Source organism: Streptomyces aurantiacus (genome assembly GCF_001418335.1).
In the GTDB taxonomy this organism is placed as follows: domain Bacteria; phylum Actinomycetota; class Actinomycetes; order Streptomycetales; family Streptomycetaceae; genus Streptomyces; species Streptomyces aurantiacus.
The window spans coordinates 1-25492 of the sequence record NZ_LIPP01000329.1; the positions used below are offsets into that span (position 1 = coordinate 1).

General features: G+C 71.1%; 26 protein-coding genes and 1 pseudogene. 18 read left to right on the plus strand and 9 right to left on the minus strand.

What is annotated here, in order from left to right; all coding sequences use genetic code 11:
* Nucleotides 1-110: 110 nt before the first annotated feature.
* The 6 genes from AOK01_RS33520 (at nt 111) to AOK01_RS33545 (ending at nt 6473) form a co-directional block, all read left to right on the plus strand.
* Nucleotides 111-1052, plus strand: a complete 942-nt coding sequence (locus AOK01_RS33520) for an ROK family protein (protein ID WP_055518392.1) — start codon at nt 111-113, stop codon at nt 1050-1052.
* 275 nt (nt 1053-1327) lie between these two features.
* Nucleotides 1328-2341, plus strand: coding sequence for a substrate-binding domain-containing protein (locus AOK01_RS33525; protein WP_055518352.1), 1014 nt, complete (start codon nt 1328-1330; stop codon nt 2339-2341).
* Between the two features lie 253 nt (nt 2342-2594).
* Nucleotides 2595-5069 (plus strand): nitrate- and nitrite sensing domain-containing protein, encoded by a 2475-nt coding sequence (locus tag AOK01_RS33530; RefSeq protein ID WP_055518354.1) that lies wholly within the window; start codon nt 2595-2597, stop codon nt 5067-5069.
* A 19-nt stretch (nt 5070-5088) separates the two neighbouring features.
* Entirely contained in the window at nt 5089-5514 is a 426-nt protein-coding gene (locus AOK01_RS33535; RefSeq protein ID WP_055518356.1) for a roadblock/LC7 domain-containing protein, read from the plus strand.
* 1 nt (nt 5515) lies between these two features.
* Nucleotides 5516-5872 (plus strand): DUF742 domain-containing protein, encoded by a 357-nt coding sequence (locus AOK01_RS33540; RefSeq protein WP_055518358.1) that lies wholly within the window; start codon nt 5516-5518, stop codon nt 5870-5872.
* Nucleotides 5859-6473, plus strand: a complete 615-nt coding sequence (locus tag AOK01_RS33545; protein WP_055518359.1) for a GTP-binding protein — start codon at nt 5859-5861, stop codon at nt 6471-6473. The genes AOK01_RS33540 and AOK01_RS33545 overlap by 14 nt, the downstream gene beginning before the upstream one ends.
* Before the next feature lie 28 nt (nt 6474-6501).
* Here AOK01_RS33545 and AOK01_RS33550 read toward each other — a convergent pair whose 3' ends face one another.
* The 3 genes from AOK01_RS33550 to AOK01_RS33560 are packed head-to-tail and all read right to left on the minus strand — an operon-like array spanning nt 6502 to nt 8336.
* Nucleotides 6502-7017 (minus strand): RpiB/LacA/LacB family sugar-phosphate isomerase, encoded by a 516-nt coding sequence (locus AOK01_RS33550; protein ID WP_079103981.1) that lies wholly within the window; start codon nt 7015-7017, stop codon nt 6502-6504.
* 46 nt (nt 7018-7063) lie between these two features.
* Nucleotides 7064-7942, minus strand: a complete 879-nt coding sequence (locus tag AOK01_RS33555) for a LysR family transcriptional regulator (protein WP_055518394.1) — start codon at nt 7940-7942, stop codon at nt 7064-7066.
* A 28-nt stretch (nt 7943-7970) separates the two neighbouring features.
* The gene (locus AOK01_RS33560; RefSeq protein ID WP_055518361.1) at nt 7971-8336 is read right to left on the minus strand and encodes an STAS domain-containing protein; all 366 of its coding nucleotides are present in this window, start codon (nt 8334-8336) and stop codon (nt 7971-7973) included.
* 168 nt (nt 8337-8504) lie between these two features.
* On the opposite strand from AOK01_RS33560, the gene AOK01_RS33565 reads away from it, so the two are divergent.
* Entirely contained in the window at nt 8505-8945 is a 441-nt protein-coding gene (locus AOK01_RS33565) for an ATP-binding protein (RefSeq protein WP_055518363.1), read from the plus strand.
* A gap of 66 nt (nt 8946-9011) precedes the next feature.
* Here the strand turns inward: AOK01_RS33565 and msrB are convergent, their stop codons facing one another.
* From msrB to AOK01_RS33585, 4 genes are all read right to left on the minus strand, one after another.
* A complete protein-coding gene (gene msrB, locus AOK01_RS33570) occupies nt 9012-9419 on the minus strand; it encodes a peptide-methionine (R)-S-oxide reductase MsrB (protein ID WP_055518365.1) in 408 nt (135 codons plus the stop codon).
* A 50-nt stretch (nt 9420-9469) separates the two neighbouring features.
* On the minus strand, nt 9470-10858 hold the full coding sequence (murC, locus tag AOK01_RS33575; RefSeq protein ID WP_055518367.1) for a UDP-N-acetylmuramate--L-alanine ligase: 1389 nt from the start codon (nt 10856-10858) through the stop codon (nt 9470-9472).
* A 131-nt stretch (nt 10859-10989) separates the two neighbouring features.
* Complete coding sequence (locus AOK01_RS33580) at nt 10990-11463, minus strand: indole-3-glycerol phosphate synthase (protein WP_190849886.1); 474 nt, start codon at nt 11461-11463, stop codon at nt 10990-10992.
* Between the two features lie 156 nt (nt 11464-11619).
* Complete coding sequence (locus AOK01_RS33585; protein ID WP_063792907.1) at nt 11620-12474, minus strand: pyrimidine reductase family protein; 855 nt, start codon at nt 12472-12474, stop codon at nt 11620-11622.
* Nucleotides 12475-12511: 37 nt separating this feature from the next.
* Between AOK01_RS33585 and zapE the strand changes: the two genes are divergently transcribed.
* The 5 genes from zapE to AOK01_RS33610 all read left to right on the plus strand — a co-directional run bounded on the left by zapE (nt 12512) and on the right by AOK01_RS33610 (nt 17991).
* A complete protein-coding gene (gene zapE, locus AOK01_RS33590; protein ID WP_055518371.1) occupies nt 12512-13621 on the plus strand; it encodes a cell division protein ZapE in 1110 nt (369 codons plus the stop codon).
* A gap of 142 nt (nt 13622-13763) precedes the next feature.
* Nucleotides 13764-14138, plus strand: coding sequence for a hypothetical protein (locus AOK01_RS33595; RefSeq protein ID WP_063792908.1), 375 nt, complete (start codon nt 13764-13766; stop codon nt 14136-14138).
* Between the two features lie 171 nt (nt 14139-14309).
* Nucleotides 14310-14900: a carbonic anhydrase gene (locus AOK01_RS33600; RefSeq protein ID WP_055518374.1), complete on the plus strand. Its 591-nt coding sequence runs from the start codon at nt 14310-14312 to the stop codon at nt 14898-14900.
* Between the two features lie 8 nt (nt 14901-14908).
* Nucleotides 14909-16396, plus strand: coding sequence for a SulP family inorganic anion transporter (locus AOK01_RS33605; protein ID WP_055518397.1), 1488 nt, complete (start codon nt 14909-14911; stop codon nt 16394-16396).
* 233 nt (nt 16397-16629) lie between these two features.
* Nucleotides 16630-17991, plus strand: coding sequence for a PhoX family protein (locus tag AOK01_RS33610; RefSeq protein WP_055518376.1), 1362 nt, complete (start codon nt 16630-16632; stop codon nt 17989-17991).
* 102 nt (nt 17992-18093) lie between these two features.
* On the opposite strand, the gene AOK01_RS33615 is transcribed toward AOK01_RS33610, so the two are convergent.
* Together AOK01_RS33615 and AOK01_RS33620 are read right to left on the minus strand one after the other, a co-directional pair.
* Entirely contained in the window at nt 18094-18936 is an 843-nt protein-coding gene (locus tag AOK01_RS33615) for a hypothetical protein (RefSeq protein ID WP_245702531.1), read from the minus strand.
* A 138-nt stretch (nt 18937-19074) separates the two neighbouring features.
* Nucleotides 19075-19530 carry a hypothetical protein gene (locus AOK01_RS33620; RefSeq protein WP_107099988.1) on the minus strand — a complete coding sequence of 152 codons (456 nt, stop codon included), beginning with the start codon at nt 19528-19530 and terminating at the stop codon, nt 19075-19077.
* A gap of 108 nt (nt 19531-19638) precedes the next feature.
* Between AOK01_RS33620 and AOK01_RS33625 the strand changes: the two genes are divergently transcribed.
* The 6 genes and pseudogenes from AOK01_RS33625 to AOK01_RS33650 form a co-directional block, all read left to right on the plus strand.
* Nucleotides 19639-20460: a polysaccharide deacetylase family protein gene (locus AOK01_RS33625; RefSeq protein WP_055518382.1), complete on the plus strand. Its 822-nt coding sequence runs from the start codon at nt 19639-19641 to the stop codon at nt 20458-20460.
* Nucleotides 20461-20645: 185 nt separating this feature from the next.
* A complete protein-coding gene (locus tag AOK01_RS33630) occupies nt 20646-21506 on the plus strand; it encodes an aldo/keto reductase (protein ID WP_055518384.1) in 861 nt (286 codons plus the stop codon).
* Between the two features lie 83 nt (nt 21507-21589).
* On the plus strand, nt 21590-22369 hold the full coding sequence (locus tag AOK01_RS33635) for an aminoacyl-tRNA hydrolase (RefSeq protein ID WP_055518386.1): 780 nt from the start codon (nt 21590-21592) through the stop codon (nt 22367-22369).
* Between the two features lie 207 nt (nt 22370-22576).
* A pseudogene (locus AOK01_RS33640) lies at nt 22577-23137 on the plus strand (DUF4142 domain-containing protein); the annotation flags it as partial.
* Nucleotides 23138-23302: 165 nt separating this feature from the next.
* On the plus strand, nt 23303-24616 hold the full coding sequence (locus tag AOK01_RS33645) for an MbnB/TglH/ChrH family RiPP precursor modification enzyme (protein WP_055518389.1): 1314 nt from the start codon (nt 23303-23305) through the stop codon (nt 24614-24616).
* A gap of 189 nt (nt 24617-24805) precedes the next feature.
* Nucleotides 24806-25492 (plus strand): DUF4142 domain-containing protein (locus AOK01_RS33650; RefSeq protein WP_055518391.1); only part of this gene is annotated, 687 nt, incomplete at its 3' end.

A 25492-nucleotide genomic window follows, 5' to 3' on the forward strand; every position in this document is an offset into this window, starting at 1 on the left:
GCCGCTGCCGCTGCCGCTGCTACTGCCGCCGCCGTCGTCGGAACGGAGAGCCGGGCGTGACCGCGTCCCAGCCGGCCGGCGCCGTTCCCACCGCGGTCCCCGCCCCGCAGGTGTTCGCCGGTGTCGACATCGGCGGCACGACCACACAGGTCGTGCTCTGCTCGGCCGAACTCACCGTCCTGGACGGCGTGGAGGTGCCCACCCCCGCGGCGGAGGGCGGCGCCGCGATGGTCCGTACGGCGCTCGACGCGCTGGGCCTCCTCGTGGCGCGCTCGCCCACCCGGCCGCACGCGGTCGGCGTCGGCGCCGCGGGCCTGGTCGACGCGCGCGCCGGACGCGTCCTCGTGGCCAGCGACTCGTTCCGCTCCTGGGCGGGCTTCGAGGTGACGGCGACGATGGAGGCCGCGCTCGGCGTGCCGGTCTTCCTCGACAACGACGTCAACGCGTTCCTGCGCGGCGAGGCGGCCACCGGCGCCGTCGCGGGCGAACCGCACGTCCTCGGCATGACCCTCGGCACCGGGGTCGGCGGCGCGCTGTGGCTGGACGGTGCGCTGTACGAGGGACCGCACGGCGCCGCGGGCGAGACGGGCCACATCCCGGGCTTCGGCGACCTGCCGTGCACCTGCGGCGGCCGGGGCCATCTGGAGACACTGGCGTCGGGCCGCTCCATCGGCGCGCGCTACCGTGAGCGGACCGGGCTCGACCGCACCGCGCACGCCGTCGCCGAGGCGGCGGGCCGGGGCGACCCCGACGCACTCGCCGTGTACGGGGCCGCGGGTACGGCGGTGGCGCGCGCGATCCTGATCACCGCGGGCCTGCTGGACGTCACGACCTTCGTGATCGGCGGCGGGGTCAGCCGCGCCTGGGCCCTCCTGGAGCCGCCGATCCTGGCCGCCCTGGCCGCCGAACCCCCCGTCGGCGGCCATCCCCTCCGGGTCGTCCCGAGCCGGCTCGGCGGCGCGGCGGTCGCGATCGGCGCGGCGTCCCGCGCCCGTACGGAATCCCGGCCGGCCCCGGCTCCCCGGACACCCCGGGCGTCCCCGACGGCCTGACCACCCTCGTCCCGGTCCCGGTCCCTGTGCCTGTGCCTGTGCCTGTCCCTGGCGCTGAGCATCCTCAGCCCTACCTCAAATCAAAAGCAGACAACTCCGGCCATGCGGTCACTCACTTGACGACCAGGCGTCACACACGGTTGGCTCCGGCCAGTAAAAGTCGGACAGTCGGCGCGTCGTCCCGTCGGCCGTCACAGCGATTTAGCGCTCCCCGAGTCACTCCCCGATCCTTTTCCCATCCGCTTGTCGGCCGCACAGCGAGGTGCCTCACCCCCATGAACTCCGCTCCCTCCCGCCCCGTCCCGTCCAGATCCGCGCGCGGTACGGCCCTGGCCGCCTGCGCCGCCGTCTCCCTGCTCGCGTCCGGCTGCACCGGCTCGGACGGGGCCGACTCGGACGCCACCACGGCGGGCCGGGCAGGCGCCTCCGGGATCAAAGTCGCCCTGATCACCCACAGCGCCGAGGGCGACAAGTTCTGGGAGCGGGTGCGCAAGGGGGCCGAGGCGGCGGCGGCCAAGGACGGCATCGAGTTGTCGTACCAGAGCGACCCCGAAGCCGCGGGCCAGGCGAAGCTGGTGCGGGAGGCGATCGCCGACAAGGTCGACGGCATCGCGCTGACCCTGGCCAAGCCGGAGGCGATGAAGAGCGCGGTCGCCGCGGCCAAGGCGGCGGGCATCCCGGTCGTCGGCCTCAACTCCGGTATCGACGCCTGGAAGTCGGGCGGGCTCATGCAGTACTTCGGCCAGGACGAGAGCGTCGCGGGCCGGGCCGTCGGCGACAAGCTGGACTCCCTGCGCGCGCAGCACGCCCTGTGCGTCATCCACGAGCGGGGCAACGTCGCCATGGAGGCACGCTGCGCCGGCGTGAAGAAGACCTTCGGCGGCCGTACCGAGATTCTCTACGTGGACGGCACCGACGACGACGCCGTGACCGATTCCGTCGCCGCCGCGCTGCGGCAGGACCCGAGCATCGACGAAGCCGTCATGAACGGCGCCCAGTTCGCACTCGACGCCGTGAAGTCGGTGAAGGACGCGAGCAGCAAGGCGAAGATCGCCACCTTCGACCTCAACGACGACATCGTCAAGTCCGTGCAGAGCGGGGACGTGCAGTTCGCGGTGGACCAACAGCCGTATCTGCAGGGCTACCTCGCCGTGGACGCGTTCTGGCTGTACGAGACGAACGGCAACGTCAGCGGCGGCGGCGAGGCTCCCGTGCTCACCGGACCGGCGTTCGTCACCAAGGAGAACGTCGCCTCGGTCGCCAAGTACGCGGCCAAGGGGACCCGCTGAACGGCCCGCCGGCGCCGCCGGTTCCAAGGTCGTCTTATAACGGCGACGACAAGGTTGGGGTCCTCACGGTGCGTACGGTCACTTGTACGGATAGCATCCTGCCCACCCCCTGTGTGTACAGGACACGCGGTCACCGGCCGCGTTCGACCCCTGCCCCCGCCGACCGCCCGACTCCCCCGCGGCTTCCCTCTGTTTCCCTCCGCTCCTCCCTCCGTTCTTCCTTCCGCTCACCGCTGATCGCTCTAGGACGACGATGTCTCCACGGACAGGCACCCGCCGCCGTCTCGGCTCCATACGTCTCTCGCTGATCCTCCTGGCACTGGTTCCCAGCGTCACCCTCGCCGCCATCTGGAGTGTGACGACGATCCAGATGTTCTCCGAGGGGCTGCGGCTGCGGGAGCAGACCGGGTTGAGCAGGTCGACCGGGGCCATGGGCACCGAGGCGACGCTCGCACTGCAGCAGGAGCGCAGCCTGTCGGCCGTGCTGATGGCCTCGCCCGGTAGTTCCCGTACCGCTCTGGACGAGCAGCGGGAGCGTACCGACAAGGCGGTCGCGACACTGGTCGGCCAGAACGACAGGATCCGGGAGGCCCCGGAGCGCATCCGAGAGCGGATGTCCTCGGTCGTCGGTTCGCTGGCGAGCCTGGAGTACTACCGGGGGCAGGTGGACGACTCCAGCCAGAACGACTCCGGCGAGATCGACCCCCAGCAGGTGCTCGACCAGTACACCTCGATCATCGACGGCCAGATCCACGCCTTCCAGGAGATCTCCCAGGTCGACGACGGGAACCTCACCTCGCAGGCGGGTCCGCTCGTCGCCCTCGGACACTCGGCGGAGCTCGTCTCCCAGGAGGACGCCCAGCTCCATCTGGGCTGGCCGGAGCGCGGACTCGACGAGGAGTCGTGGAGCCACTTCACGCAGTTGGTCAACGCCCGGCGCTGGCTCGTCGAGGACCAGCTCATCCCCTCGATGCGGGGCTCGGTGAAGACGGAGACCGAGCGGATCCTGCAGAGCCCTCAGTGGCGGTCCCTGCAAGTCGTCGAGGACCAGGTGCTCGGGGCGCGGGCGAAGGACGGCGGCGGGAAGATCGCCCTGCCGGACGCGCAGAAGCGCTGGACCGAGGCGTTCGACAAACTGTCCGGGCAGTACAAGAACCTGATCCGCCAGGAGACTTCGGCGCTGCTTGAGCGCAGCGACGACCAGGCGCAAGGACTGCTGATCAAGGCGGCCGCGCTGAGCGCCGGCGGACTCGTCGCCCTGCTGGTGTGCGTCGTGATGTCGTGGCGCATCACCCGCTCCCTCTCCCTGCGGCTGCGCGGGCTGCGGATCGCCACGCTCAGCCTGGCCGAGGAGCGGCTGCCCGACGTGGTCGCGCGGCTCGACCGCGGCGAGACGGTCGACGTGGAGTCCGCCACGCCCGAGCTGGACTACGGCCGGGACGAACTGGGGCAGGTGGCCCAGGCGTTCAACACCGCCCAGCGCACGGCGGTCAACACCGCGGTGGAACTCGCCGACACCCGGCGCGGCTTCCAGAAGGTCATCCTGGGCATCGCCCGGCAGAGCCAGAACCTGGTCAACCTCCAGCTCACCAAGCTCGACGCGCTGGAACGCGAGCACCAGGACCCGAACATCCTCAAGGGCCTGTACGAACTCGACTCCACGGCGAGCCAGTTGCGCCGCTACGAGGAGAACCTCGTCATCATCAGCGGTGAGCGGCCCGGGCGCAGCTGGACCGAGCCTGTCGCCCTGATCGACATCCTGCGCAGCGCGGTCGGCGAGGTGGCCCAGTACCAGCGGGTGGAGGTGCAGACCGAGGAGGAGGTGTTCCTCGCGCCGCCCGCGGTGGCCGACGTCATCCACCTGCTGGCCGAGCTCATCGACAACGCGACCACGTACTCCCCCGCGCCCAGCCCGGTCGGGGTGCGGGCCGCGCTGGTGGCCAAGGGCCTGGCGGTGGAGATCGAGGACCGCGGTCTGGGCATGTCCGAAGAGGACTACGTGTCGTTCAACGCCCAGTTGGCGATGCCCCCGCAGTTCGACGTGGTGGCGCTCGCCGACGACCTGCGGCTCGGCATGTTCGTGATCGCCCGGCTGGCCAACCGGCACGGGATCGGCGTCACGCTGCGCTCCTCGCCGTACGGGGGAACGACCGCGATCGTGCTGATCCCGTACGAGATCGTGGTGCGCGAGTCCCCCGAGTCCCCCGCCGGGGACGCGGAGGAAGCGAAGGACGCGGCGGAGGCGGAGGCGGAGGCGGAGGTACGGAACGCGGTCGAGCCGGCCCGTGCCGCCGCCGCGAAGAGCACGACCACCGTCCAGGACCCCGAGCCGGACGGACCCACGCACGAGCGCTCGCGGGAGGCACAGCCCGTCGCGCGGACCCGGACGCCCGAGGTTCCGGCGGCGCGGACCGCCACCGGCAGGCCCCGTCCCGACGCGGGCGCCGGCAAGGGGCGCGGCGGCCTCACTCCGCTGCCTCGCCGGGTGCCGCAGACCAGCCTGGCCGCCGAGTTGCGGGAGGACTCCGCGGCCGACGAGGACGAGAACCCCCTGGACGACTTCACCGCGGAGCGCGCTGCCTCCTCCCTGGCAGGATTCCAGCGCGGAACGCTCCAGGCGCGTGACAACGACGCGGATCCGACGTACGACCAAGAGGAAGAAGCCGCGCCCGAAGCCGTATCCGAAGGCGCATCCGTCACCTCGACTCCGCCCGCCGACCGCTCATGAAGGACTGAAGGACAGAGAAATGACACGCCCCATCCCAGCCACGCACAGCCAGCTCGACCAGCTGCTCACCGGACTGGTGGACCGGGTCGCCGAGGTGAACCAGGCCGTCGTGCTCTCCGAGGACGGACTGGTCGTCAGCAGGTCCACGGGGTTCCTGCGTGACGACGCCGAGCGCCTCGCGGCGACCGCGTCCGGCCTGATGAGCCTCAGCAAGGGCGTCAGCATGGACTTCCGCGGCGGGCCCGTACGCCAGGCGCTCATCGAGATGGCCAACAGCTATCTGATACTCAGCACGGCCGGCCCCGGAGCTCACCTGGCCGTGCTCACCAGCCGGGGCGCCGACGTGGGTGTGGTCGCGTACCAGATGAACATGCTGGTGAAGAAGATCGGCGAGCACCTCAGCGCGGCACCGCGAGCCGGCGTCGCCACCGACAACGGCGAGTGAGGTGAACGGAGGCGACTCGGCGGGCCGGCTCGTCCGGCCGTTCGCGCTGACCGGCGGCCGTACCCGGCCCAGCCGCGCCGACTTCACCCTCATCACGTCGGTCGCCACGGTGGACCCGCCGCCCGACCGGGCCGCCAGGCCGCAGCCCGAGCACGTACGGATCCTGCGGCTGTGCGCGAAGCCGCTCGTGGTGGCGGAGCTCGCCGCCCAGCTCGATCTGCCGGTGAGCGTGGTCTGCATCATGCTCAGCGACCTGCTGGAGGCGGGCCGGATCGTCGCCCGGGCGCCGCGTGAGATCTCCCGCACCTCGGACTTGGACCTGCTGCAGAAAGTGAGGGAAGGTCTTGACCGGCTCTGACCCCGTCATCCGGGGAACCTCAGCACCCGACACCGTGAAGATCCTGATCGCCGGCGGGTTCGGCGTCGGCAAGACCACCATGGTCGGCGCGGTCAGTGAGATCGTGCCGCTGCGCACCGAGGAGCCGCTGACGGCGGCCGGCCTGGGCGTCGACGACCTGGGCGGCATCCCGGAGAAGCACGCCACCACGGTGGCCCTGGACTTCGGCCGGATCACGCTCAGCCAGGAACTCGTGCTGTATCTCTTCGGCACGCCCGGGCAGCAGCGGTTCTGGTTCATGTGGAACGACCTGGCCATCGGCGCCCTGGGGGCGGTGGTCCTGGTCGACGTCCGCCGCCCGGAGTCCAGCTTCGCCGCCATCGACTTCTTCGAGCGGCGCGACATCCCGTTCGTCGTCGGCGTCAACGGCTTCCACGGGGAGCATCCGTACTCGCCCGAGGAGATCCGGGAGGCCCTGGCCCTGCCGGAGAACGCGCACGTGCTGCTGTGCGACGCCCGGGACCGGGACTCGTGCCGGGACGTACTGATCGCGCTGATCGATGAGTTGATAGCGTCCTCGGCCCGGAGCAACGGAAGCGGCCACCCGAGCAGCCTGGCGTGAGGACGTGGCGGAAGACCGGGATGCCGGGCTACGGACCCGTGCCACGCTCGCCGCGCTCACCGCGGTCGCCGCGTGCGAAATCTGTTTCGGGGCCTGTTTCGGGGCCTGTTTCGAGGCCTGTCACGTGTGACACGTTCTCGCGGTCGTCGGGGTCCGTGCTGGGCTCGGCGTCGAACCACGCGTCGAGGATCTCCTTGAGCAGCGGTTCGGACGTCAGCCGCAGGCTGAGGGCCAGCACGTTGGCGTCGTTCCAGACGCGGGCGCCCCGGGCCGTGTAGGCGTCCGTGCACAACGCGGCCCGTACGCCGGTCACCTTGTTCGCGGCGATCGAGGCGCCCGTGCCCGTCCAGCAGCACACGACCGCCCGGTCCGCCCGCCCGGCGGGGACGTCGCGGGCCGCCGCCTCCGAGCACACCGCCCACCGCGCGTCGCCCTCGGGGCGCAACGCCCCGTACGCCAGCACCTCGTGGCCGCGCTCGCGCAGTTCCGCGAGCAGCGCGCGGGCCACGGGTTCGTCCATGTCCGAGGAGACGGAGATCCGCATGTGCCGGAGACTACCCGGCCAGGTGCCGGAGAACCCGGAGAGGTGTTCAGTCGCGGTAGTCGCGGTAGGCGTCGATCGCGATGCGTACGAAGGAGCGGATGAGGGGGTCCGTGTCGCCCTGCTTCCACGCCACCACCGCACGGCTCGGCTCCATACCGGTCAGCGGCACCACGGTGAGCCCGGCCCCCGGATCGTGGCCCAGGAGTGTCATACCGACCGTGCCGTTCCAGAGAACGGCCTGCCTGCACTCCTGGACGGCACGCACCACCGGACCCTCGCGGCGCTCCCCGCCGTTCCAGTACGCCTGCCAGAGCGGGTCGGTGCCCTCCGGGAACCGGAACCAGCGGCGGTCGGCCAGGTCGGCCGGCTTCAGGCTGTCGCGGCCGGCCAGCGGGTCGTCGGCGCGCAGCAGCGTTCCCACCGGGTCGGCGCGCAGCTCGCGCACGGTCAGACCGGTCTCGTCGAACGGCCCCCGGGTCAGGGCGATGTCGGCCCGTCCGGCGCGCAGTCCGCAGGTCGGGTCGGTCAGGTCGGTCTCGCGGATGCGGACCTCGACGTGCGGGTGCTGTCGGCGGTAGGCGGCGGCCAGCCGGGTCACGCCCGGGTCGGCGCTGTCGCCGAGGATGCCGACGGTGAGGGTCGCGGCGCCGGCCGCCTCGGTGACGCGTTCGCGTACCCGGTCGGCCCGGTCGAGCAGGGGGCGCGCCTCGTCGAGCAGCAGCGTTCCCACCGCGGTGAGCGTGACACCGGCGGAGGACCGGTCGAACAGCGCGGCGCCGAGCTCCGTCTCCAGCTGCCTGATCGCCCGGCTCAGCGGCGGCTGACTCATGTGCAGCCGGGTGGCGGCGCGGCCGAAGTGGAGTTCCTCGGCGACCGCCACGAAGTAGCGCAACGTGCGCAACTCCAAGGATCTGGCGGGCTCCATGACCACAACGATATGCGGTACCGAGGGGTCAGCCCTCCAGTGCCTGGCGGAGGGTGGGGTGGCAGGGGATGAGGGCATCGATGCCGACGAGTTCCATCACGCGCAGCACGGGCTGCTGCGCCGCGGCCACGCGCAGCCAGCCCTGAGCCTCCTCGGCCGCGCGGTGGGCGGCGATGAGGAGATTGATGCCGCTGGAGTCCATGAAGGTCACTTCGGTGAGGTCCGCCACTGTCCGGGGTGACACCTCACCCGTCGGCGGGTGGAGCACGTCCCCGACCACGCCGCGCGCGGCGTGGTCCAGTTCGCCGCACAGGGTGATGACCCGGACGCCGTCGACAGTGGAGCGTTCGACCGACAGATGACCGGGCTGTGCGGGGTGTGTGTCTGTCACCATGTCCTCAATGTGGCTCGCTGATAAGGCTCAGGCCAAAGCTTGTACCTGAATACCTACCCCGATAACGCGAATCAGCGCTCGAACAATCGGTCGATCCGCGCGGGAACAGCATGAGACGCGCCCTGAAGGGTATCCGCCAACGGACAACAGGAACGAAGGTGGACAAAGGTGGAGTCAGTCGGTAGGAGCGGCGCGGGGCCGTCGGGCGCTCATGCCATAGCCGCCACCGTCTCGTTGAACGGTGACGGCGCCTGCATCGCCGAAGCGCGGCACTTCGCGGCCGGCTTCCTCACCCGCGCGCGGACGGACCACGGCGTGCCCCTCTCGGCCCGGGCGGTGGACCTCACCCAACTGGTGGTCAGCGAACTGGTCACCAACGCCCACAAGTACGCCCCCGGTCCCACGCTGATGGAACTGCGCATAGTGGACGCCATGGTGGCGGTGACCGTGCGCGACAGCGTCCGTAACCGCCCGGTCGCCCACTCCGTCGACCCGCACCGGGTCGGCCGGCACGGCCTGGAGATCGTCAAGGCCGTCGCCCACGAGTTCCGGATAGACGTCGAGCCGGCCGGCAAGAGCGTCACCGCCTCCATCGCCCTGGCCGACTGACCGGTCGCCGGCCACCCGGCCCGCGGCCCCCGCCGGTCCGCAGCCCCCGTCAGTCCTCGACGGGTGTCAGTCCTCGACGGGCGTCAGTCGCAGCGAGATCGAGTTGATGCAGTACCGCTGATCCGTCGGTGTCGCATAGCCCTCGCCCTCGAAGACGTGCCCCAGATGCGATCCGCACCGCGCACACCGCACCTCGGTGCGCGCCATCCCGTGCGAGCGGTCCTCGATCAGCTCGACCGCGTCGGACTCCTTCGGGTCGTAGAAGGACGGCCAGCCGCAGTGCGACTCGAACTTCTCCGTGGAGGTGAACAGCTCGGCGTCGCAGGCCCGGCAGGAGTACACGCCCTTCGTCCTGGTATCGGTGTACTCGCCGCGGAACGCCGGCTCCGTGCCGGCCTGGCGCAGCACGGTGTACTCGGCCGGGCTCAGCTCCGCACGCCACTGCTCGTCCGGCTTCTCGATGTCGTACGCCATGGTGCTCAACCCCTCGACTCAGGTAATTCAGGTACGGCTACGTGGAACGCCTACCTGGACAGGCGGGTCAGGATCTCGGGTCCGAGGTCCGTCACGTCACCCGCGCCCATGGTGAGAACGAGATCACCGGGCTTCGCCATTCCCGCCACCACCGCGAGCACCTGTGCCGTGTCGTGCACCGGCGTCACGTCGGCGCCCGCCGCGCGCGCCGACTCGATGATCAGCGCGCTCGTCACGCCCGGGATCGGGTCCTCGCGGGCCGGGTAGATGTCCAGGACCAGCGAGGCATCCGCCAGGGACAGGGCCTGGCCCATCTCCTTGCCCAGTTCCTGGGTGCGCGAGAAGAGGTGGGGCTGGAAGACGACCAGGATGCGGGAGTCGCCCGCCGCCGCCTTCATCGCCTCCAGGTCCGCCGTCATCTCCGTCGGGTGGTGCGCGTACGAGTCGATGACCTGCACGCCCGCCTCCTCGCCCTTGAGCTGGAGGCGGCGCTTCACGCCCGTGTAGGAGGCGAGCGCGGCGGCCAGCTCGTCCGCCGGGACGCCCAGGGCCACGCCCGCCGCCAGCGCCGCCACCGCGTTGTGCGCGTAGTGGCGGCCGGGCACCGAGACGGTGAAGGTGAGCGTGGTGCCGTCGAGGTCGACGGTCACCTCGCTCTTCAGTCCCTGCGCGGTCACGGACAGGACGCGTACGTCCGCGTCCGCGGACTCGCCGTACGTCACCACGCGGAGGTCGGCCGGCAGCCGCCGCGTCAGCTCGCGCGCGCCCTCGTGGTCCGCGGTGATCACCAGCGTACCGCCGGGCACGATCTTGCCGGCGAAGGTCTCGAAGGACTCGTAGATCTCGTCCATGGACGCGTAGTTGGCGTGGTGGTCCAGCTCCACGTTCAGCACGATCGCGACCTCGGGCGCGTACTTGTGGAAGCTGCGGTCCGATTCATCGGCCTCGGCGACGAAGATCTCGCCGTCGCCGTGCAGGGCGTTGGACCCGGGGGCGTCGAGGTCGCCGCCGATCGCGTACGACGGGTTCAGGCCCAAGGTCGACAGGGAGACCGCCAGCATCGACGTCGTCGTCGTCTTGCCGTGGGTGCCGGCGACCGCGATCGGCCGCAGGCCGTCCATCAGGCGGGCGAGGGCGTCCGAGCGGTGGACGACCGGGATGCCCAGCTCGGCGGCGCGGGCCAGCTCCGGATTGTCCGCGCGGATCGCCGAGGAGACGACCACGCACGTGGCGTCCGACGCCAGGTGCCCGGCGGCGTGCCCGATATGGACCGTGGCGCCCAGCGCGCGCAGGGCCGCGGCGGTGGCGGACTCCTTCGCGTCACTGCCCGCCACGGCGGCCCCGCGCTGCGCGAGGATCTTCGCGATGCCCGACATTCCGGCGCCGCCGATGCCGATGAAGTGCGGTCGGTCCATGGCGGTAGGAAGGCCGGGTGCCATAGGTGTTTCTCCCAGGATGCGACTACGACGATGAGCCCACCCAGCTTAAGGGGGCGTGCCCCGTGAGGGGCGCGGGGAACTGCGCGACCAGCCCCCACCCAGCCGCAGCTGAACCTAAGGCCTTACTGAACTCAGGCCTTGCTGTGCGAGAACAGCTTCAGCACCGGTACGCCCACCTTGTGCCGCGCCCGCGAGGCCCAGTCGCGGTGGAAGAACTCCTCCACGTAGTGGGGATCGGTCAGCACGATCACCTCGTCCGCGCCGGTCTCGTCGACCAGGGCCTTGAGCGCGTCCAGCGGATGGTCCTCGATCAGCCGCCCCTCCGCCCCGCTGCCGGTCGCCCGCAGCGCCACCAGCGACACGTCGAGCGCCTGCCGCCCCTGCCCGGCGGCCTCCTCGCCCTCGGGCGTCTCGTCCTCGCGGGCCGCCTCGTCCAGCTCGCCGAGCGCCACGTCGTCGATCGCCCGCAGCAGCCGGTCCGCCTGGTCGCCGCGGGGCTGGAGCAGTACGTGGAAGGCGACGTCCTCGTCGCCGTGCAAGGTGGTGACGAACTCCACGTCCTCGGACGTAAGGGCCTTCTCGATCATCAATACGCTTGTGAACACGACAAACGCCCTTCTCCTCCGTGGGTCGCTCTGGGACCCGTGCGGAAACCCGTGCGGAAACCATCCTGCCCCGTGACCGCACGAGGACCGCGAGTTTCAGTGTGCCCAGCGAAAACTAAACGGAACAGCAGATTCCACCTCTTTGTTCAAGTTTGATCAATTCCGACGGTATCGACTGAAGAGGAACCCGGCCTCCTCCAGCAGAGACGTCAGTTCGAATTTCCGCGGCACCGCGACAGGCGGGCCCCCCGCGATGCGCTGCGCGTCCCCCACGGTGAGCATCGGGGACACCGTCAGACAGAGCTCGTCGAGCACACCGGCCGCGACCAGCTGGCCGAGCAGCCGGGGCCCGCCCTCGGTCAGGAGCCGGCGCATCCCCAGGTCGACGAGCGCGCGGACGGCCCGTGCGGGGTCCACCCCCATGCCGTCGCCCGCGATCACGACCCGCGCGCCGGCCTTCTCCGCGGCGGCGATCCGGTCGGGAGCCGCCGCGGCCCCCGTGAGCACGAGCGTGGGAAGCAGCGGCGAGGTGAAGAGCGGAAGCGAGAAGTCCAGGTCGAGACTCGCGCTCACCACGGCGATCGCGGGCGCCGGACCCTGCCCCGCGGCCTCCCGGCGCGCGGCGAAGTCCTCGCGTGCCCGTGCGGGGCGGTAACCCTCCTGGCGTACCGTTTCCGCACCGACCACCACGACGTCGGCGAGCCCCCGAAGCGTCCCGAAGATCCGCATGTCGGCGGCGCCGGAGATGGACTGCGAGCGACCGTCGTGCTGGGCGGCTCCGTCGAGCGTGGAGACCATGTTGGCCCGCAGCCAGGGCTGGGGCCCCGCGGGTCCCGCGGCTCCTGCCGGTCCCGCCTGGCCCGGCGGATAGGCGTACGCCTCGGCCAGTTCGTCGAGCCCCCATTCCCGGTCCGTCGTGTCCGTACCGGCCCGGTTCGTCGTCTCCGTACCGGGTACCCCGTCCGAGGCCGGGGCTGCTGTCTCGTCGGTCACAGGGAACAGGCGTCGCATGTCGTGCAGTCTGGCACGAGACGTAGAGTGGGGAACCGTGTCAACCTCCATCACGGCCTCCGGACTCGACGAGTCCATAGCCGACGCGACCCCGTCGTCCCTGTGCGCCCGCGAGCCACGCGTCCCCGCGGACCGGCTGGTCGCCGAGATGGTGCCGCCACCGCGCTTCGACTCGGTCCGCTTCGACACGTACGTCCCGGACCCCGACCAACCGAGCCAGACCGAGGCCGTCCGTGTCCTCGCCGGCTTCGCGGCGGGGCTGGGCGAGACCCGCCCCGGCGCCTCCGGCAAGCGCGGATTCCTCGGCTTCGGCAGGAAGCCCGCGAAGACCCCGGCCGGCCCCCGCGGCGTCTACCTCGACGGCGGCTACGGCGTCGGCAAGACCCACCTGCTCGCCTCCCTCTGGCACGCCACCGACGCGGAGCCCTCGCTCAAGGCGTTCGGCACGTTCGTGGAGCTGACGAACCTGGTCGGCGCCCTCGGCTTCCAGCAGACCGTGCGGACCCTGAGCGGCCACCGGCTGCTCTGCATCGACGAGTTCGAGCTCGACGACCCCGGCGACACCGTCCTCGTGTCCAGCCTGCTCGGCCGACTCGTCGAAGCGGGGGTGGCGCTCGCCGCGACCTCCAACACCCTGCCGGGCAAGCTCGGCGAGGGCCGGTTCGCCTCCGTCGACTTCCTGCGCGAGATACAGGGCCTGTCGGCCCACTTCCGGTCGCTGCGCATCGACGGCGAGGACTACCGCCACCGCGGGCTGCCCGAGGCCCCGGCCCCGTACTCGGACGAGCAGGTCACGAAGGCCGCGTACGCGACACCGGGCGCCTCGCTCGACGACTTCCCGCATCTGCTCGAACATCTGGCCCGGGTGCACCCCAGTCGCTACGGCGCGCTGACGGACGGGATCGAGGCGGTCTGCCTCACCGACGTCCAGCCGGTCCCCGACCAGTCGACCGCGCTGCGGCTCGTGGTCCTCGCCGACCGGCTGTACGACCGCGAGGTGCCGGTACTCGCCTCGGGGATGCCCTTCGACCGGCTGTTCAGCGAGGAGATGCTGAATGGCGGCTACCGCAAGAAGTACTTCCGCGCGATCTCCCGGCTCACGGCACTCGCACGGGACGCCAAGGGACTCGTACCAACGGACTCGTGAAGCCCGGAGAACCCGGTTGCCTGGGTTCCTCTTCAGGCTGCCTTCAGGGTGAAACGTTAAGTTAACCCTGCAAAGAACTTCCCGCATTACCGTACGTATGACGGTGGGAGTGCTTGACCTGGAACCGGCCGAGAGGGGGCTCATGCGACGAGGTACGACGGTCCGGACCCTGTTCGCCGTTCTCGCCGCCGTCCTGCTGGCCCTGCAGCTCTCCGCCCCCACCACGGTGTTCGCATCCGCGCACACGACGCGGTTCGCCGGCCCCGAAGCCGGCGCCGAGTTCGTCACCTGTGGCGAGACCTCGCGCTCGCACGGCCCGACCGGCCCGCTGCGCACCCGCGACCGGGTCCGCGTCGCGGACCACCTCCCCGCGTCCTGCGCGCGACCCCTGCTCGCCAAGGACGCCGCGATCGGCCACGAGGACCCGTCGCACACCGCGGCCCCTGCGGCGCACCACCGTACGACGAGATCCTCGACAGCCCACTCCGCAGCGGTACTTCAGGTCTTCCGCTGCTGAGCCTCCACGGCTGATCCGATCCACCACCGGGCACGAAGCGACTTCGACCTGACCCACCCTCACCACGCCACGTCCGCCGAGCGCGTCGACGTGGGGTCATGTCGCCGTGCCCGCATGCGCTCCGTTTTCGTAAGCCGACGCGTCCTCACGCGCGCCAGGAGGAACTGACACATGCAGCCCCTCATCGATCACGCACGCTCCTTCCGCAAGCAGTCCGCGGACCGCCCGGAGGAGTTCGCCCGCCTCGCCGAAGGCCAGTCCCCGCAGGTCCTGTTCATCACCTGCTCCGACTCGCGGGTCGTCCCGGCCCTGATCACCGGAGCCCGGCCCGGTGAACTCTTCGAGCTGCGCACCGCGGGCAACATCGTCCCCCCGCACACCTCTGCCCAGCCCACCAGCGAGGCCGCCACCGTGGAGTACGCGGTGGAGGTGCTCGGAGTCGCGGACATCGTCGTCTGCGGCCACTCCCACTGCGGCGCCGTCGGCGCGCTGGTACGCGGCGAGGACCTGACCGCCGTACCCGCCGTACGGGACTGGCTCGCGCACTCGACGCCACGGCCCGAAGGCGCCGTCGAGGACCCGGCCGTCACCGAGGCCGTACAGAACCACGTCCTGACGCAACTGCTGCGGCTGCGTTCCTACCCGTGCGTGGAACGGCGGCTGGCAGACGGTCGGCTACGACTGCACGGCTGGTTCTACGAGGTCCACACGGGCTCCGTGCTCACCCACGACGTCCGCTCCGACTCCTTCGAGGCGCTGTGACCGGGCACATGAAGCTCCCCCACCGATTCCCTTATCGATTCCCCCCTCAACTCCCTCATCTGCGACAGGACTTCGCCGCCTCGCTCGTCGTCTTCCTGGTGGCTCTGCCGCTGTGCGTGGGCGTGGCCGTGGCGTCGGGCGTGCCCGCCGAACTCGGCCTGATCACCGGCATCGTGGGCGGCCTGGTCACCGGGCTGCTGCCCGGCAGCAGCCTCCAGGTCTCGGGCCCGGCCGCGGGTCTGACCGTGCTGGTCTTCGAGGCGGTACGCGAGTACGGACTGGCCGTACTCGGCGTCATCGTCCTGGCCACGGGTCTCATCCAACTCGCCATGGGCGCGCTCAAACTGGGGCGCTACTTCCGGGCCATCTCGGTGGCCGTCGTCGAGGGCATGCTGGCGGGCATCGGTCTTGTCCTGATCGCCGGCCAGCTCTACTCGGTGGCCGGCGCCCAGGCCCCCGCCTCGGGCCTGGGCAAGATCGCCGGGCTGCCGGGGCTGGTCGCCGACTCCGCCGGGTCCACCACGGCACTGGCCTCCTTCGGGCTCGGCGCCGCCACCATCGCCGTACTCGTGCTGTGGAAGCACCTGCCGCGGAAGGTCCGTACGGTGCCGGGGGCGCTCGCCGCGGTGGCGCTCGCCACGCTGGCGACACCGGCGTTCGACCTGCCCGTGGCGACGGTCGAGGTGCGGGGGCTGCTGGACTCGGTCCAGCTGCCGGGACTCGAAGCCGTCGGCGGACTGGCGAGCGTGGGCGTGCTCGGCACGGTCCTGGCGTTCGTGCTGATCGCGTCGGCGGAGTCGCTGTTCAGCGCCGCCGCCGTGGACCGGCTGCACGACGGGCCGCGTACCGAGTACGACAAGGAACTGATGGCGCAGGGCGCGGGCAACACGGTCTGCGGGCTGCTCGGCGCGCTGCCGATGACCGCCGTGATCGTGCGCAGCGCGGCGAACGTACAGGCGGGTGCGCGGACGAAGGCGTCCCGGGTGCTGCACGGTGTGTGGCTGCTGCTGTTCGCGGCGCTGCTGCCGGCCGTGCTCGCCTACATTCCGCTGCCCGCGCTCGCGGGCGTCCTGGTGCATGCGGGCTGGAAGCTGATCCCGTTGCGCGGGATCGCGGTGCTGTGGCGTGAGCACCGGGGGGAGGCGCTGATCCTGGTGGTCACCGCCGTGGCGATCGTCGCGGTGAGCATGTTCGAGGGCGTGCTGATCGGGCTCGCGCTGGCCGTCGCCAAGACCGCCTGGGAGGCCTCGCACCTCAAGCTGGAGATCACGGACAAGGGAGCGGGCCCGGTGCAGGCGCATCTGTCGGGCAACGCCACCTTCCTGCGGCTGCCGAAGATCCTCGACAGCCTGGAGTCGCTGCCGCAGGACCGCCCGGTGGAGCTGGACCTGTCCGGGCTCCACCACCTGGACCACGCGTGCCGGACGGCGCTGGAGAACTGGGCGCAGCGGCACAGCGCGGCGGGGACGGAGCCGGTGAAGGTCACGGCTCGGTAGGACCTGGGGGCCGGCGCGGGGAGCCGAGCCGTACCGCGGAGGCGGTGCGGCTCGGTGGCGGGCGGCGGGCGGCGGGAGCCACCGGGGTGAGACCCGTGCAACCGGCACGTTTCGACTCCGTCGTCCGGCGGTTCGCTGAGACGCCACGCTACGCGCGTGGTTCACGTGGTTGTGACCGCGTGATACACACAGGCGGGTCACATACTCCTGTCCGCCAACAGGAAGGTTGCCCCATGTCCGCAACACGACGCGAAGTGCTCGCCCGCTCCGGTGCGCTGGGAGTCGGCATCGCCTTCACCGGAGCCGTGTCGGAACTCTTCACGGGTACGGCCGCCGCACTGGGCCACTCGGGATACGGCCCGCTGCTCCCCGACCCGGAAGGCCTGCTGGATCTGCCGAAAGGCTTCCGTTACCGGGTGCTGTCCCGCGAGGGGGACGAGCTGCGTTCCGGAGAGGGCCAGGTGCCGAGCAACCATGACGGCATGGCTGCCTTCGAGGGCAGACACGGCCGTGTCCACCTGGTCCGCAATCATGAGAACCGCGTCACCGGCAAGATCCCCGTCCCGACGGTCGACGGCCTCACCTACGACCCGATGGGCAAGGGCGGCTGTACGGCGCTGACCCTCGACTCGCACGGGAAGGTGATCGGCGAGCGGGTCGCGATCGCCGGTACGGCCGTCAACTGCGCGGGTGGGCAAACCCCTTGGGGCACCTGGCTGACCTGCGAGGAGACAGAGGACAGGGCCGGCACGAACGGCTACACCAAGGACCACGGCTTCATCTTCGAGGTCGACCCGGTGGACCCGCACCGCACCGGAGCGGTGCCGCTGACCGCGATGGGCCGCTTCCAGCACGAGGCGATCGCCGTCGACCCGAAGCGCGGCGTCGTCTACGAGACCGAGGACGCCTTCGAAAGGCCCTTCGGCCTCTTCTACCGCTTCCTGCCGAACAAGCCGGAGGGCGGCCGTGGTTCGCTCCGCGCGGGTGGCCGGCTTCAGGCGATGCGCGTACCGGGCGTACCGGACCTCTCCTCGATCCAGGAGACGGGTGCGACCTTCGACCGCGTCGAGTGGGTCGACGTACCGGATCCGCTCGCGACCGAGACCCCGATCCGCTTCCAGGACTTCGGGCCCAGGGGCATCACCCACGCGCAGAAGCTGGAGGGCTGCTACTGGGGCGGCTCGTCCGTGTACTTCGTGTCCTCGTTCGCGCACAGCAGCGAAGGCTCGGCGGCCGACCACTTCGGCCAGATCTGGCGGTACGACCCCGGTGCCCGCCGGCTCACCCTGGTGATCGTCTTCGGCCCCGACACGGACATCCAGCTGCCGGGCGAGTCCCCCGACAACATCTGCCTCGCTCCCAGCGGCGGCCTGATGGTCTGCGAGGACGGCGGGGGCGTGCAGCACGTGTACGGCGTGACCCGGCGCGGCGAGGTGTACCCGATGGCCCGCAACCAGCAGAACATCGGCACCGCCGACGACCCGGAGTGGGGCGAGTTCGCGGGCGTCACCTTCTCCCCCGACGGCCGGACGATGTACGTGAACTGCTACACGCCGGGAACGACGTTCGCGGTGACGGGCCCCTGGCACAGGTAGCAGCCTCTCCCGGACCCTCCGGAACCCTCCCGAGGACGGGGCGGGGGCGAGCGCCGCGCGAGAGCGGTCGCCGCCCCCGCGATGGTCACCCGGGAGCCGCCGTCAGCGGATGTCGAAGAGGAGAGGGGAAGCGATGCCGAGCGAGCGCTCGGAGGCGCCGACCGCCTTTCCGTTGACGCGGGCCGTGAGAGCGAGCCGGCGGATGTCGCCGTCGAGTTGCTCGCTTCCGGCGAACCTCAGCCTGAACGTCCGCGTGGAGTTCGCGGGCAGTGCCCCGAACGGCATCGTCAGCGTCTCGGCGAGCATCGAGCCGTCGTCCGGGGTGGTGACTTCCTTCCAGCCGGTGCCGTCGCGCCACTGGGTGCGCAGTGACGTGATCCCCTCCTGGCTCGGCGATTCGGGGCAGGCATCCTGGTCAGCGGGACTGTCCGAGTCCGCCGCGCAGGCGCTGTACTCCGCCTGGACCTGAGCCTTCGGGTACGCGCTGCGCGAGTGATTGGTGACCGTGTACACCACCTCGGTCCAGCGGCCTTCGCGCACGGTCGCGGGGCCCTTGGGGGAGACGGTGCCGAGCGACAGGGTGGCCAGCGGCGCGGTCCGGTGCTCCCGTGCGAGGGTGCGTGAGCCGTCCGTCATCGTGACGGCCACCGGAAGGCCGTCGCCTTCGACCCTGGGGCCGACGTGCGGAGCGATACGCAGGAACACGAGAGAGCTGCCCCGCGGCAGGTCCATACGGAAGGTGCCGGTCGCCCCCTGTTCGTCCGGGGTCAGTTCGACCTTCTTCCAGCCGCCGTCGAGCTTGCGTTCCAGGCCCGGCCGGGGATCGCCGGGGTGGCCGAGTCCGATGCGGACCCGTACGGCGACATCGGCCCGGAAACGCTCCTCGTTGGAGAGGTCGAGCGCCACCACGGGCCGGGTGTCCCCCTGAGCGTCGACGGTTTTCATGGAGAGCCACACCGGCGATGACGCCGACGCACTCGGCTTTGGACCAGTCGCGTTCCCTCCGCCGCACGCCGCCACAGCGGTGAGTACGACAAGGACGCCCACGAGCCGTACGTACCGCAACTGTCCCCCAGATGGCTGCTACTTGGCATTTCGTTGCTCGTGGACGAGGACCGACACCCCGGGAGCGAACGCTTCGACGGCGGCCTGCAGACCCTCGGGGTCGAGGCGCCAACGATTGACGGGGCGGCTGGCGAGGAAGAGGTCGTGCTCGACGTGAGGAGCGAGTGCGGCCGTCCGATCCGGCCGGAGTCCAGCGTTCATGCCCGGCAAGGCCGGTGCTCCGGTCCGTCGCTGGACACCGATGTAGTCCATCGCCGGACCGGCCATCCGCTGCTGCCACACCACGACCGATGTGATGTCCTCCCACGGCACGAAGGCCGTTTGCGCCTTGTATCGGGCCGGAGCACCACCGAGCAGCACGCCCTCCGCGTCGACGCGGAACGCGACCAGACGCCTCCGCCCTGCTCCCGACAGCAGTTGGAGGAGGGAGCGGGTGAAGCAGGCCTCGTACACGGCGTGATGCGGATCAGGCATGGCCAGAGGTTATCGCCGGCGACAGCGCCGACCCGGGACGGGGAGGTGGTTGCGACACCGGAAGCGATATAAGCTGTTTTTCGTTTTCGTCCGGTTAATGTCGGCTGCGTGAACACCTTCGTACGGAGAGTCATCGCGGCCTGTGTGGTGGGTGCCGGCGTTCTCACGGCGTGTGGCGCTCCCGAGGCCCCCCATGCCGCCACGGTGGTCGAGTCCGCCACCGGCGTGGCCTCCCGGCCGCCCACCCTCGCGCCCGGTCCCGGTGGGCTGACGCCCGTCTTCGAGCGTGCGAGCCGGGCGCGCGGCAAGACCGTCGCCCTGACCTTCGACGCCGACATGACGGCGGATCAGGGACCGCGGGCCGCCGCCGGGGAGCGTTTCGACAACCCCCGGCTGATCCGGACGCTGCGGCGGCTGAACGTGCCGGCGACCGTGTTCATGACGGGGCGCTGGGCCGAGGAGTATCCCCGGCAGGCGCGGGCCATCGGGCGTGACCCGCTCTTCGAGGTCGCGAACCACTCCTACAGTCACCACGCCTTCACCGAGGACTGTTACGGGCTGCCGACCGTCCCCGTGTCAGGGATGCGGGCAGACGTGGAGCGGGCGTTCACCGCGTTCCGCAAGGCCGGGATCGCGCATCCGATGCCGTACTTCCGGTTCCCCGGCGGGTGTTACGACCACCGGGCGCTCAAGTCACTGAGCACCACCGGTGTGACGGCCGTGCAGTGGGACGTGGTGAGCGGGGACGCGTTCGCGACCGACGCGGGGGCCGTGGCACGGGAGGTGCTGGACGGCGTGCGGCCCGGTTCCGTGGTCGTCATGCACTGCACGCGCAGCGCGGCGCCCGCGACCGAGGAGGCCCTGCGCACGATCGTTCCCGAGCTTCGCGAGCGCGGGTACCGGTTCGTGAAGGTGTCCGAACTCATCTGATCCGCTCCCAGCCGATCCGATTCATCACCTGCGCTGCTCACAGCGATCGGATTCTGTTGTTGGACGGCAAAAACGTCACAGTGGAGGCTGGTAACCAGCCAATCACCGCACTCCCGAAGTCCCCAAGTCCCCAAGTCCCGAAGTATTGAAGTTTCGAAGTTCCGAACTCCCAGGAGGAGACCCCCATGCAGACACGCGCCATCGGTGACGTCCGGGTCGGAGCGATCGGTCTGGGCGGGATGCCGATGTCCATCGAGGGGCGTCCGGACGAAGCGCGCTCGATCTCGGCCGTGCACGCGGCGCTGGACGCGGGCGTCACGCTCATCGACACCGCGGACGCCTATCACCGGGACGCCAACGAGGTCGGTCACAACGAGTCCCTGATCGCCCGCGCGGTGGCCGAGTACGGCGGCGACACCTCGGACGTGCTGATCGCGACGAAGGGCGGTCACCTTCGTCCGGGCGACGGCTCCTGGACCCTGAACGGCTCTCCGGAGTACCTGAAGAAGGCCTGCGACGCCTCGCTCAAGCGGCTCGGTGTCGAGGCCATCGGGCTCTACCAGTTCCACCGGCCGGACCCGAAGGTCCCCTACGGGGAGTCGGTCGGCGCGATCCGCGATCTGCTGGACGCCGGCAAGATCCGCTTCGCGGGCATCTCCAACGCCGACCCCGACCGGATCCGGCAGGCCAACGAGATCCTCGGCGGCCGGCTGGTGAGCGTGCAGAACCAGTTCTCGCCCGCCTTCCGCTCCAGCGAACCGGAGCTGGAACTGTGCGCGGAACTCGGCATCGCGTTCCTGCCGTGGAGCCCGCTGGGCGGTATCTCGAAGGCGGGCGAGCTGGGCTCGCGTTTCGCCGTGTTCGCGGACGTGGCGGGCGAACACGGGGTGAGCCCGCAGCAGGTGTCCCTGGCGTGGACCCTCGCGAAGGCCCCGGTGGTGATCCCGATCCCGGGCTCCACACGCCCCGAGACCATCCGCGACTCGGTCGCCGCGGCGGAGCTGAAGCTGTCCGCCGAGGAGCTGACCCGCCTCGACGCGGCGTGACGGTGAACGGTGGGCGATGAACGGCAGGCGATGGGCGGTGGACGCGCGATCGATCCACCGCCCGGTCCTGGCAGACTGGGCGCGTGAGCAGCGACGAGACGACGACCGCGGCGGGCGCCGGAGCCCAGGACAGCCCCTTCCGGCATGAGCGGACCGCCCGCGACGAGGCACCGCAGTTCGTGCTGCCGCTGGTCGTCCGTATCGAACGGAACGAACCGCCGGCGCGTACGGACGCGCTGGAGACCGCGGCCCGTGCCGTCCTGGTCCTCCTCAGCGACGAACGCTCGCTCGGCGAGGGCGAGGGCGAGGGCGAGGGCGAGGGCGAGTGGGCGCGGGCCGTCCGCGACTGGCAGGACTCCCGGATCCGCAAGGTCGTTCGGCGGGCGCGCGGCGCCGAGTGGCGTCGGGCCGAGGCACTGCCCGGCATCACCGTCACCGGCAAGTCGGCCGAGGTCCGCGTCTTCCCGCCGATCCCGTTGGACGGGTGGCCCAAGGACCTGGCCCGCCTCCAGGTCTCCGGCACCGACCTCGACGAACCGGAGCCGCCGGCCGACGCCGACACGGCCGTACCCGTGCTGTGGCTGAGCCCGAGCCTGGACATGTCGGCCGGCAAGGCGATGGCCCAGGCGGGTCACGGCGCCCAGCTGGCCTGGTGGGAGCTGTCGGACGAGGACCGTACGGCCTGGCGTGAGGCGGGCTTCCCGCTCGCCGTCCGCACGGCCCGCCCGGCGCAGTGGGAGCGGCTCATCACGAGCAAGCTGCCGTTGGTGCGTGACGCGGGCTTCACGGAGATCGCACCCGGGCTGACTGTCGCGGTCGAAGGAGTCGACCGCGTCCACGCTCTGCCGCGCCGGGAGCACTGAGACCTCATTCCGGTCCTGGGCGAAGCCCCCCGCGTCGAACGGTCCCGGCGTTGAACGGCCCTGCCGTCCCGTACGTACCTTCCGGCGTCGGCCGAGTGTCGGTCCAAGCGCGCGTATCAGTCCAAGCGCTGGTCCAGGTGCCGGCCCGAAGTACTGGCCCAAGTGCTGGTTCCCAACGACCGGTTGGCGTGTCCCGGGAGGCACCTTTTGCGGCGTATCAACGGTACGGCCCTCGTCGTCGTGGCGCTCCTCGGCACGCTCGACGCGCTCCCGTTCCCCGTGTGGTCGTACACCGGCCGCGCCGGCCCGGGTCCTGCCGACCTCGCCGCCGGGACCGTACCCACGCGTTGGGGTCTGCTGACCGCCTCCGACCGCGACCTGCTCGTCCGGTTGCGGCTGGCGGGGCTGTGGCAACTGCCCGCCGCTCGGCAGGCACGTGAGCGTTCCCCCGGCGGCGCGCTGAAGGAGGCCGCCGACCAGCTGATCACCGGCCACACCGGCCTCGACAGGCGGGTACGGGTGGTCGCGCGGGACCTCGGCGTCGAACTGCCGGGCCGGCCGACCGCACAGCAGCGGGGCCGGCTGCGGCAGCTGACCGCCGCGAGCGACGAGGACTACGAGAAGGTGTGGGCGGACCTGCTGCGCTCCGCGCACGGCACGCTCTTCCCGGCGATCGGGGCAGTACGGAACGAGACGCGCAACTCGCTGGTACGGCAGCTCGCCTCGGCTGCCCACCAGGTCGTGCTCGACCACATCACGGTGCTTGAGACGTGCGTGGGTCGCTCGTCCGAACCTCAAATGTTGCTCTGAACGTCCCCGTCGACGGGTTCGGCCCCGGTTTCCGGGGCCATCACTCCGGCACGCCGGAACGACAGGTTCGTCGAAGGAGACGCCGCACAGGTCCTGGTGAAACCGTGGTGAAGGAGGGGGACCATGAAGCACTTGGGTACGGGAATCGGCTGGCGGCCGGAGATCGCCGACGCCGTGGAACGCATGCCCGGCATCGACTGGGTCGAGGCCGTCGCCGAGAACGTCTGTCCGGGACATCTCCCCGAATCGCTGGTACGGCTGCGCGAGCGCGGCGTCACCGTGGTTCCGCACGGGGTGTCGCTCGGGCTCGGCGGCGCGGAACGCCCCGACGAGGCGAGGCTCGCCGACCTGGCGGCCCGTGCCGAGGCCCTCGGCTCCCCGCTGGTCACCGAGCACATCGCGTTCGTCCGGGCGGGCGGGGCGCTCACCGCCTCGCCGCTGCTCGAAGCCGGACATCTGCTGCCCGTCCCCCGCACCCGGGACGCCCTCGACGTCCTGTGCGCGAACATCCGCATCGCCCAGGACGCGCTGCCCGTGCCGCTCGCGGTGGAGAACATCGCGGCGCTGATCTCGTGGCCCGGCGAGGAGATGACCGAGGGGCAGTTCCTGTACGACCTGGTCGACCGCACCGGCGTACGCCTGCTCATCGACGTGGCCAACCTCCACACCAACCACGTCAACCGCGGCGAGGACCCCGCGCAGGCCCTCGACGAACTGCCCGTCGAGGCCATCGCGTACGTCCATGTCGCCGGGGGTTTCGAGCGCGACGGCGTCTGGCACGACAGCCACGCGCACCCCGTGCCCGATGTCGTCCTCGGCGTTCTCGCCGAACTGGCCTCCCGGGTCCGCCCGCCGGGCGTGCTCCTGGAGCGCGACGAGAACTTCCCCGAGCCGGCCGAACTGGAGCGCGAGCTCACGGCGATACGGGAGACGGTGGAGAAGGGGGCCATGACCGCAGGGGCCGCCGCGACCGCGAAGACCGGTGGTACGCCGCCGGAGACCGGTGACGCGCCGGAGACCGGCCCGGCCCGCCAGCGCCTCGCCCTGACGCAGGCCGCCCTGCTGTCCGCACTCGTCGCCGGGACTCCCGTGCCCGAGGGGTTCGACCGGACGAGGCTGGCCGTGCAGGCGCGGGCTCTGGCGGGGAAGCGGGCCGACGTCGTGGGCAAGGTCGCTCCGGAGCTGCCGGAGATTCTGGCGGGCTCCTACCGGAAGACCTTCCTGGCGTACGCGCACAGCCACCCGATGACCGACGGCTACCGGCGGGACGCGCTGGACTTCGCCGAGTACGTGCTGTTCGGCGGGCACCTCGACGACCCGGACGTACGGCGGGGTCTGAGCGACTGGTGGCTGGAGCGCTCGGGGCCCGCGCCACTGTCCCGGCGCCCGGCGGCCCGCCTGGCCCGCGCCACGCGACGGGTGCTGCTGAGGCGCTGAGGGCCTGAATCGCTGAGGTGCTGAGAGGCTGAGGTGCTGAGAACGGGTCGATGACTGGCGTGGACCGGGAGCGTAGAAGATCCCTCGTACCCCTCGCCGCACCCGTATCGCGGTTGGCGTACTCGGCGAAGTAATATGCCAACCCATACCAGAAGCGCACTAACGTGCGGTGCCGCATCAGGAGGCACCATGCGATCCATCAACGGCCGGGGACTGTTCAGCGGCACCGGGCTCATCATCACGGGTCTGGCGGTGACCCTCGTGGCGCTGGTCTTCCCGATCTGGTCGTACGCCGACCGGTCGGGCACGGGCGTGGACACGCTGAACGCCACGACCGTGTCGACGAGGTTCGGCCCGCTGTCCGCGCTGGACCGCGAGTTCGTCACGAAGGTCCGGCTCGCCGGCCTGTGGGAGCTGCCTGCCGGCCGGCAGGCCGCGGAGCGCGGCACCACCAAGGCCGTACGGACAGCGGGCGAGCACCTCGTCGAGGGCCACGCGTTCCTGGACGAGCGCGTACGCGACGTGGCCGCCCAACTCGGCCTCGAACTGCCCAACCAGCCGAGCGAACAGCAGCGGGCCTGGCTCGCGACGCTGAGCTCGGCGCACGGCAGGCAGTACGACACGCAGTTCGCGAACATCCTCCGCGGCGCGCACGGCAAGGTGTTCGGCCTGGTCGCCCAGGTCCGTGCGAACACCCGCAACTCACTCGTCCGCGGCCTCGCCGACGACGCGAACACCACGGTGCTCGACCACATCACGGTCCTGGAGGCCACCGGCCTCGTCGACTTCGACGCCCTGGCCCGTGACGCGGCCTCCGCGAGCGCGCCCCCGCTCACCGTCTCCCCCGCGCCGCCCGGCCCGGAGGACTCGCCCAGC

What these genes read in the sequence shown, in the direction of transcription:
- AOK01_RS33525 (WP_055518352.1), top strand. Translation starts at nt 1,328, where the DNA reads ATGAACTCCGCTCCCTCCCGCCCCGTCCCGTCCAGATCCGCGCGCGGT.
- AOK01_RS33530 (WP_055518354.1), top strand. Translation starts at nt 2,595, where the DNA reads ATGTCTCCACGGACAGGCACCCGCCGCCGTCTCGGCTCCATACGTCTC.
- AOK01_RS33535 (WP_055518356.1), top strand. Translation starts at nt 5,089, where the DNA reads ATGACACGCCCCATCCCAGCCACGCACAGCCAGCTCGACCAGCTGCTC.
- AOK01_RS33550 (WP_079103981.1), bottom strand. Translation starts at nt 7,017, where the DNA reads ATGCGGATCTCCGTCTCCTCGGACATGGACGAACCCGTGGCCCGCGCG.
- AOK01_RS33555 (WP_055518394.1), bottom strand. Translation starts at nt 7,942, where the DNA reads ATGGAGCCCGCCAGATCCTTGGAGTTGCGCACGTTGCGCTACTTCGTG.
- AOK01_RS33560 (WP_055518361.1), bottom strand. Translation starts at nt 8,336, where the DNA reads ATGGTGACAGACACACACCCCGCACAGCCCGGTCATCTGTCGGTCGAA.
- msrB (WP_055518365.1), bottom strand. Translation starts at nt 9,419, where the DNA reads ATGGCGTACGACATCGAGAAGCCGGACGAGCAGTGGCGTGCGGAGCTG.
- murC (WP_055518367.1), bottom strand. Translation starts at nt 10,858, where the DNA reads ATGGCACCCGGCCTTCCTACCGCCATGGACCGACCGCACTTCATCGGC.
- AOK01_RS33585 (WP_063792907.1), bottom strand. Translation starts at nt 12,474, where the DNA reads ATGCGACGCCTGTTCCCTGTGACCGACGAGACAGCAGCCCCGGCCTCG.
- AOK01_RS33595 (WP_063792908.1), top strand. Translation starts at nt 13,764, where the DNA reads ATGCGACGAGGTACGACGGTCCGGACCCTGTTCGCCGTTCTCGCCGCC.
- AOK01_RS33600 (WP_055518374.1), top strand. Translation starts at nt 14,310, where the DNA reads ATGCAGCCCCTCATCGATCACGCACGCTCCTTCCGCAAGCAGTCCGCG.
- AOK01_RS33605 (WP_055518397.1), top strand. Translation starts at nt 14,909, where the DNA reads ATGAAGCTCCCCCACCGATTCCCTTATCGATTCCCCCCTCAACTCCCT.
- AOK01_RS33610 (WP_055518376.1), top strand. Translation starts at nt 16,630, where the DNA reads ATGTCCGCAACACGACGCGAAGTGCTCGCCCGCTCCGGTGCGCTGGGA.
- AOK01_RS33615 (WP_245702531.1), bottom strand. Translation starts at nt 18,936, where the DNA reads ATGAAAACCGTCGACGCTCAGGGGGACACCCGGCCCGTGGTGGCGCTC.
- AOK01_RS33620 (WP_107099988.1), bottom strand. Translation starts at nt 19,530, where the DNA reads ATGCCTGATCCGCATCACGCCGTGTACGAGGCCTGCTTCACCCGCTCC.
- AOK01_RS33630 (WP_055518384.1), top strand. Translation starts at nt 20,646, where the DNA reads ATGCAGACACGCGCCATCGGTGACGTCCGGGTCGGAGCGATCGGTCTG.
- AOK01_RS33645 (WP_055518389.1), top strand. Translation starts at nt 23,303, where the DNA reads ATGAAGCACTTGGGTACGGGAATCGGCTGGCGGCCGGAGATCGCCGAC.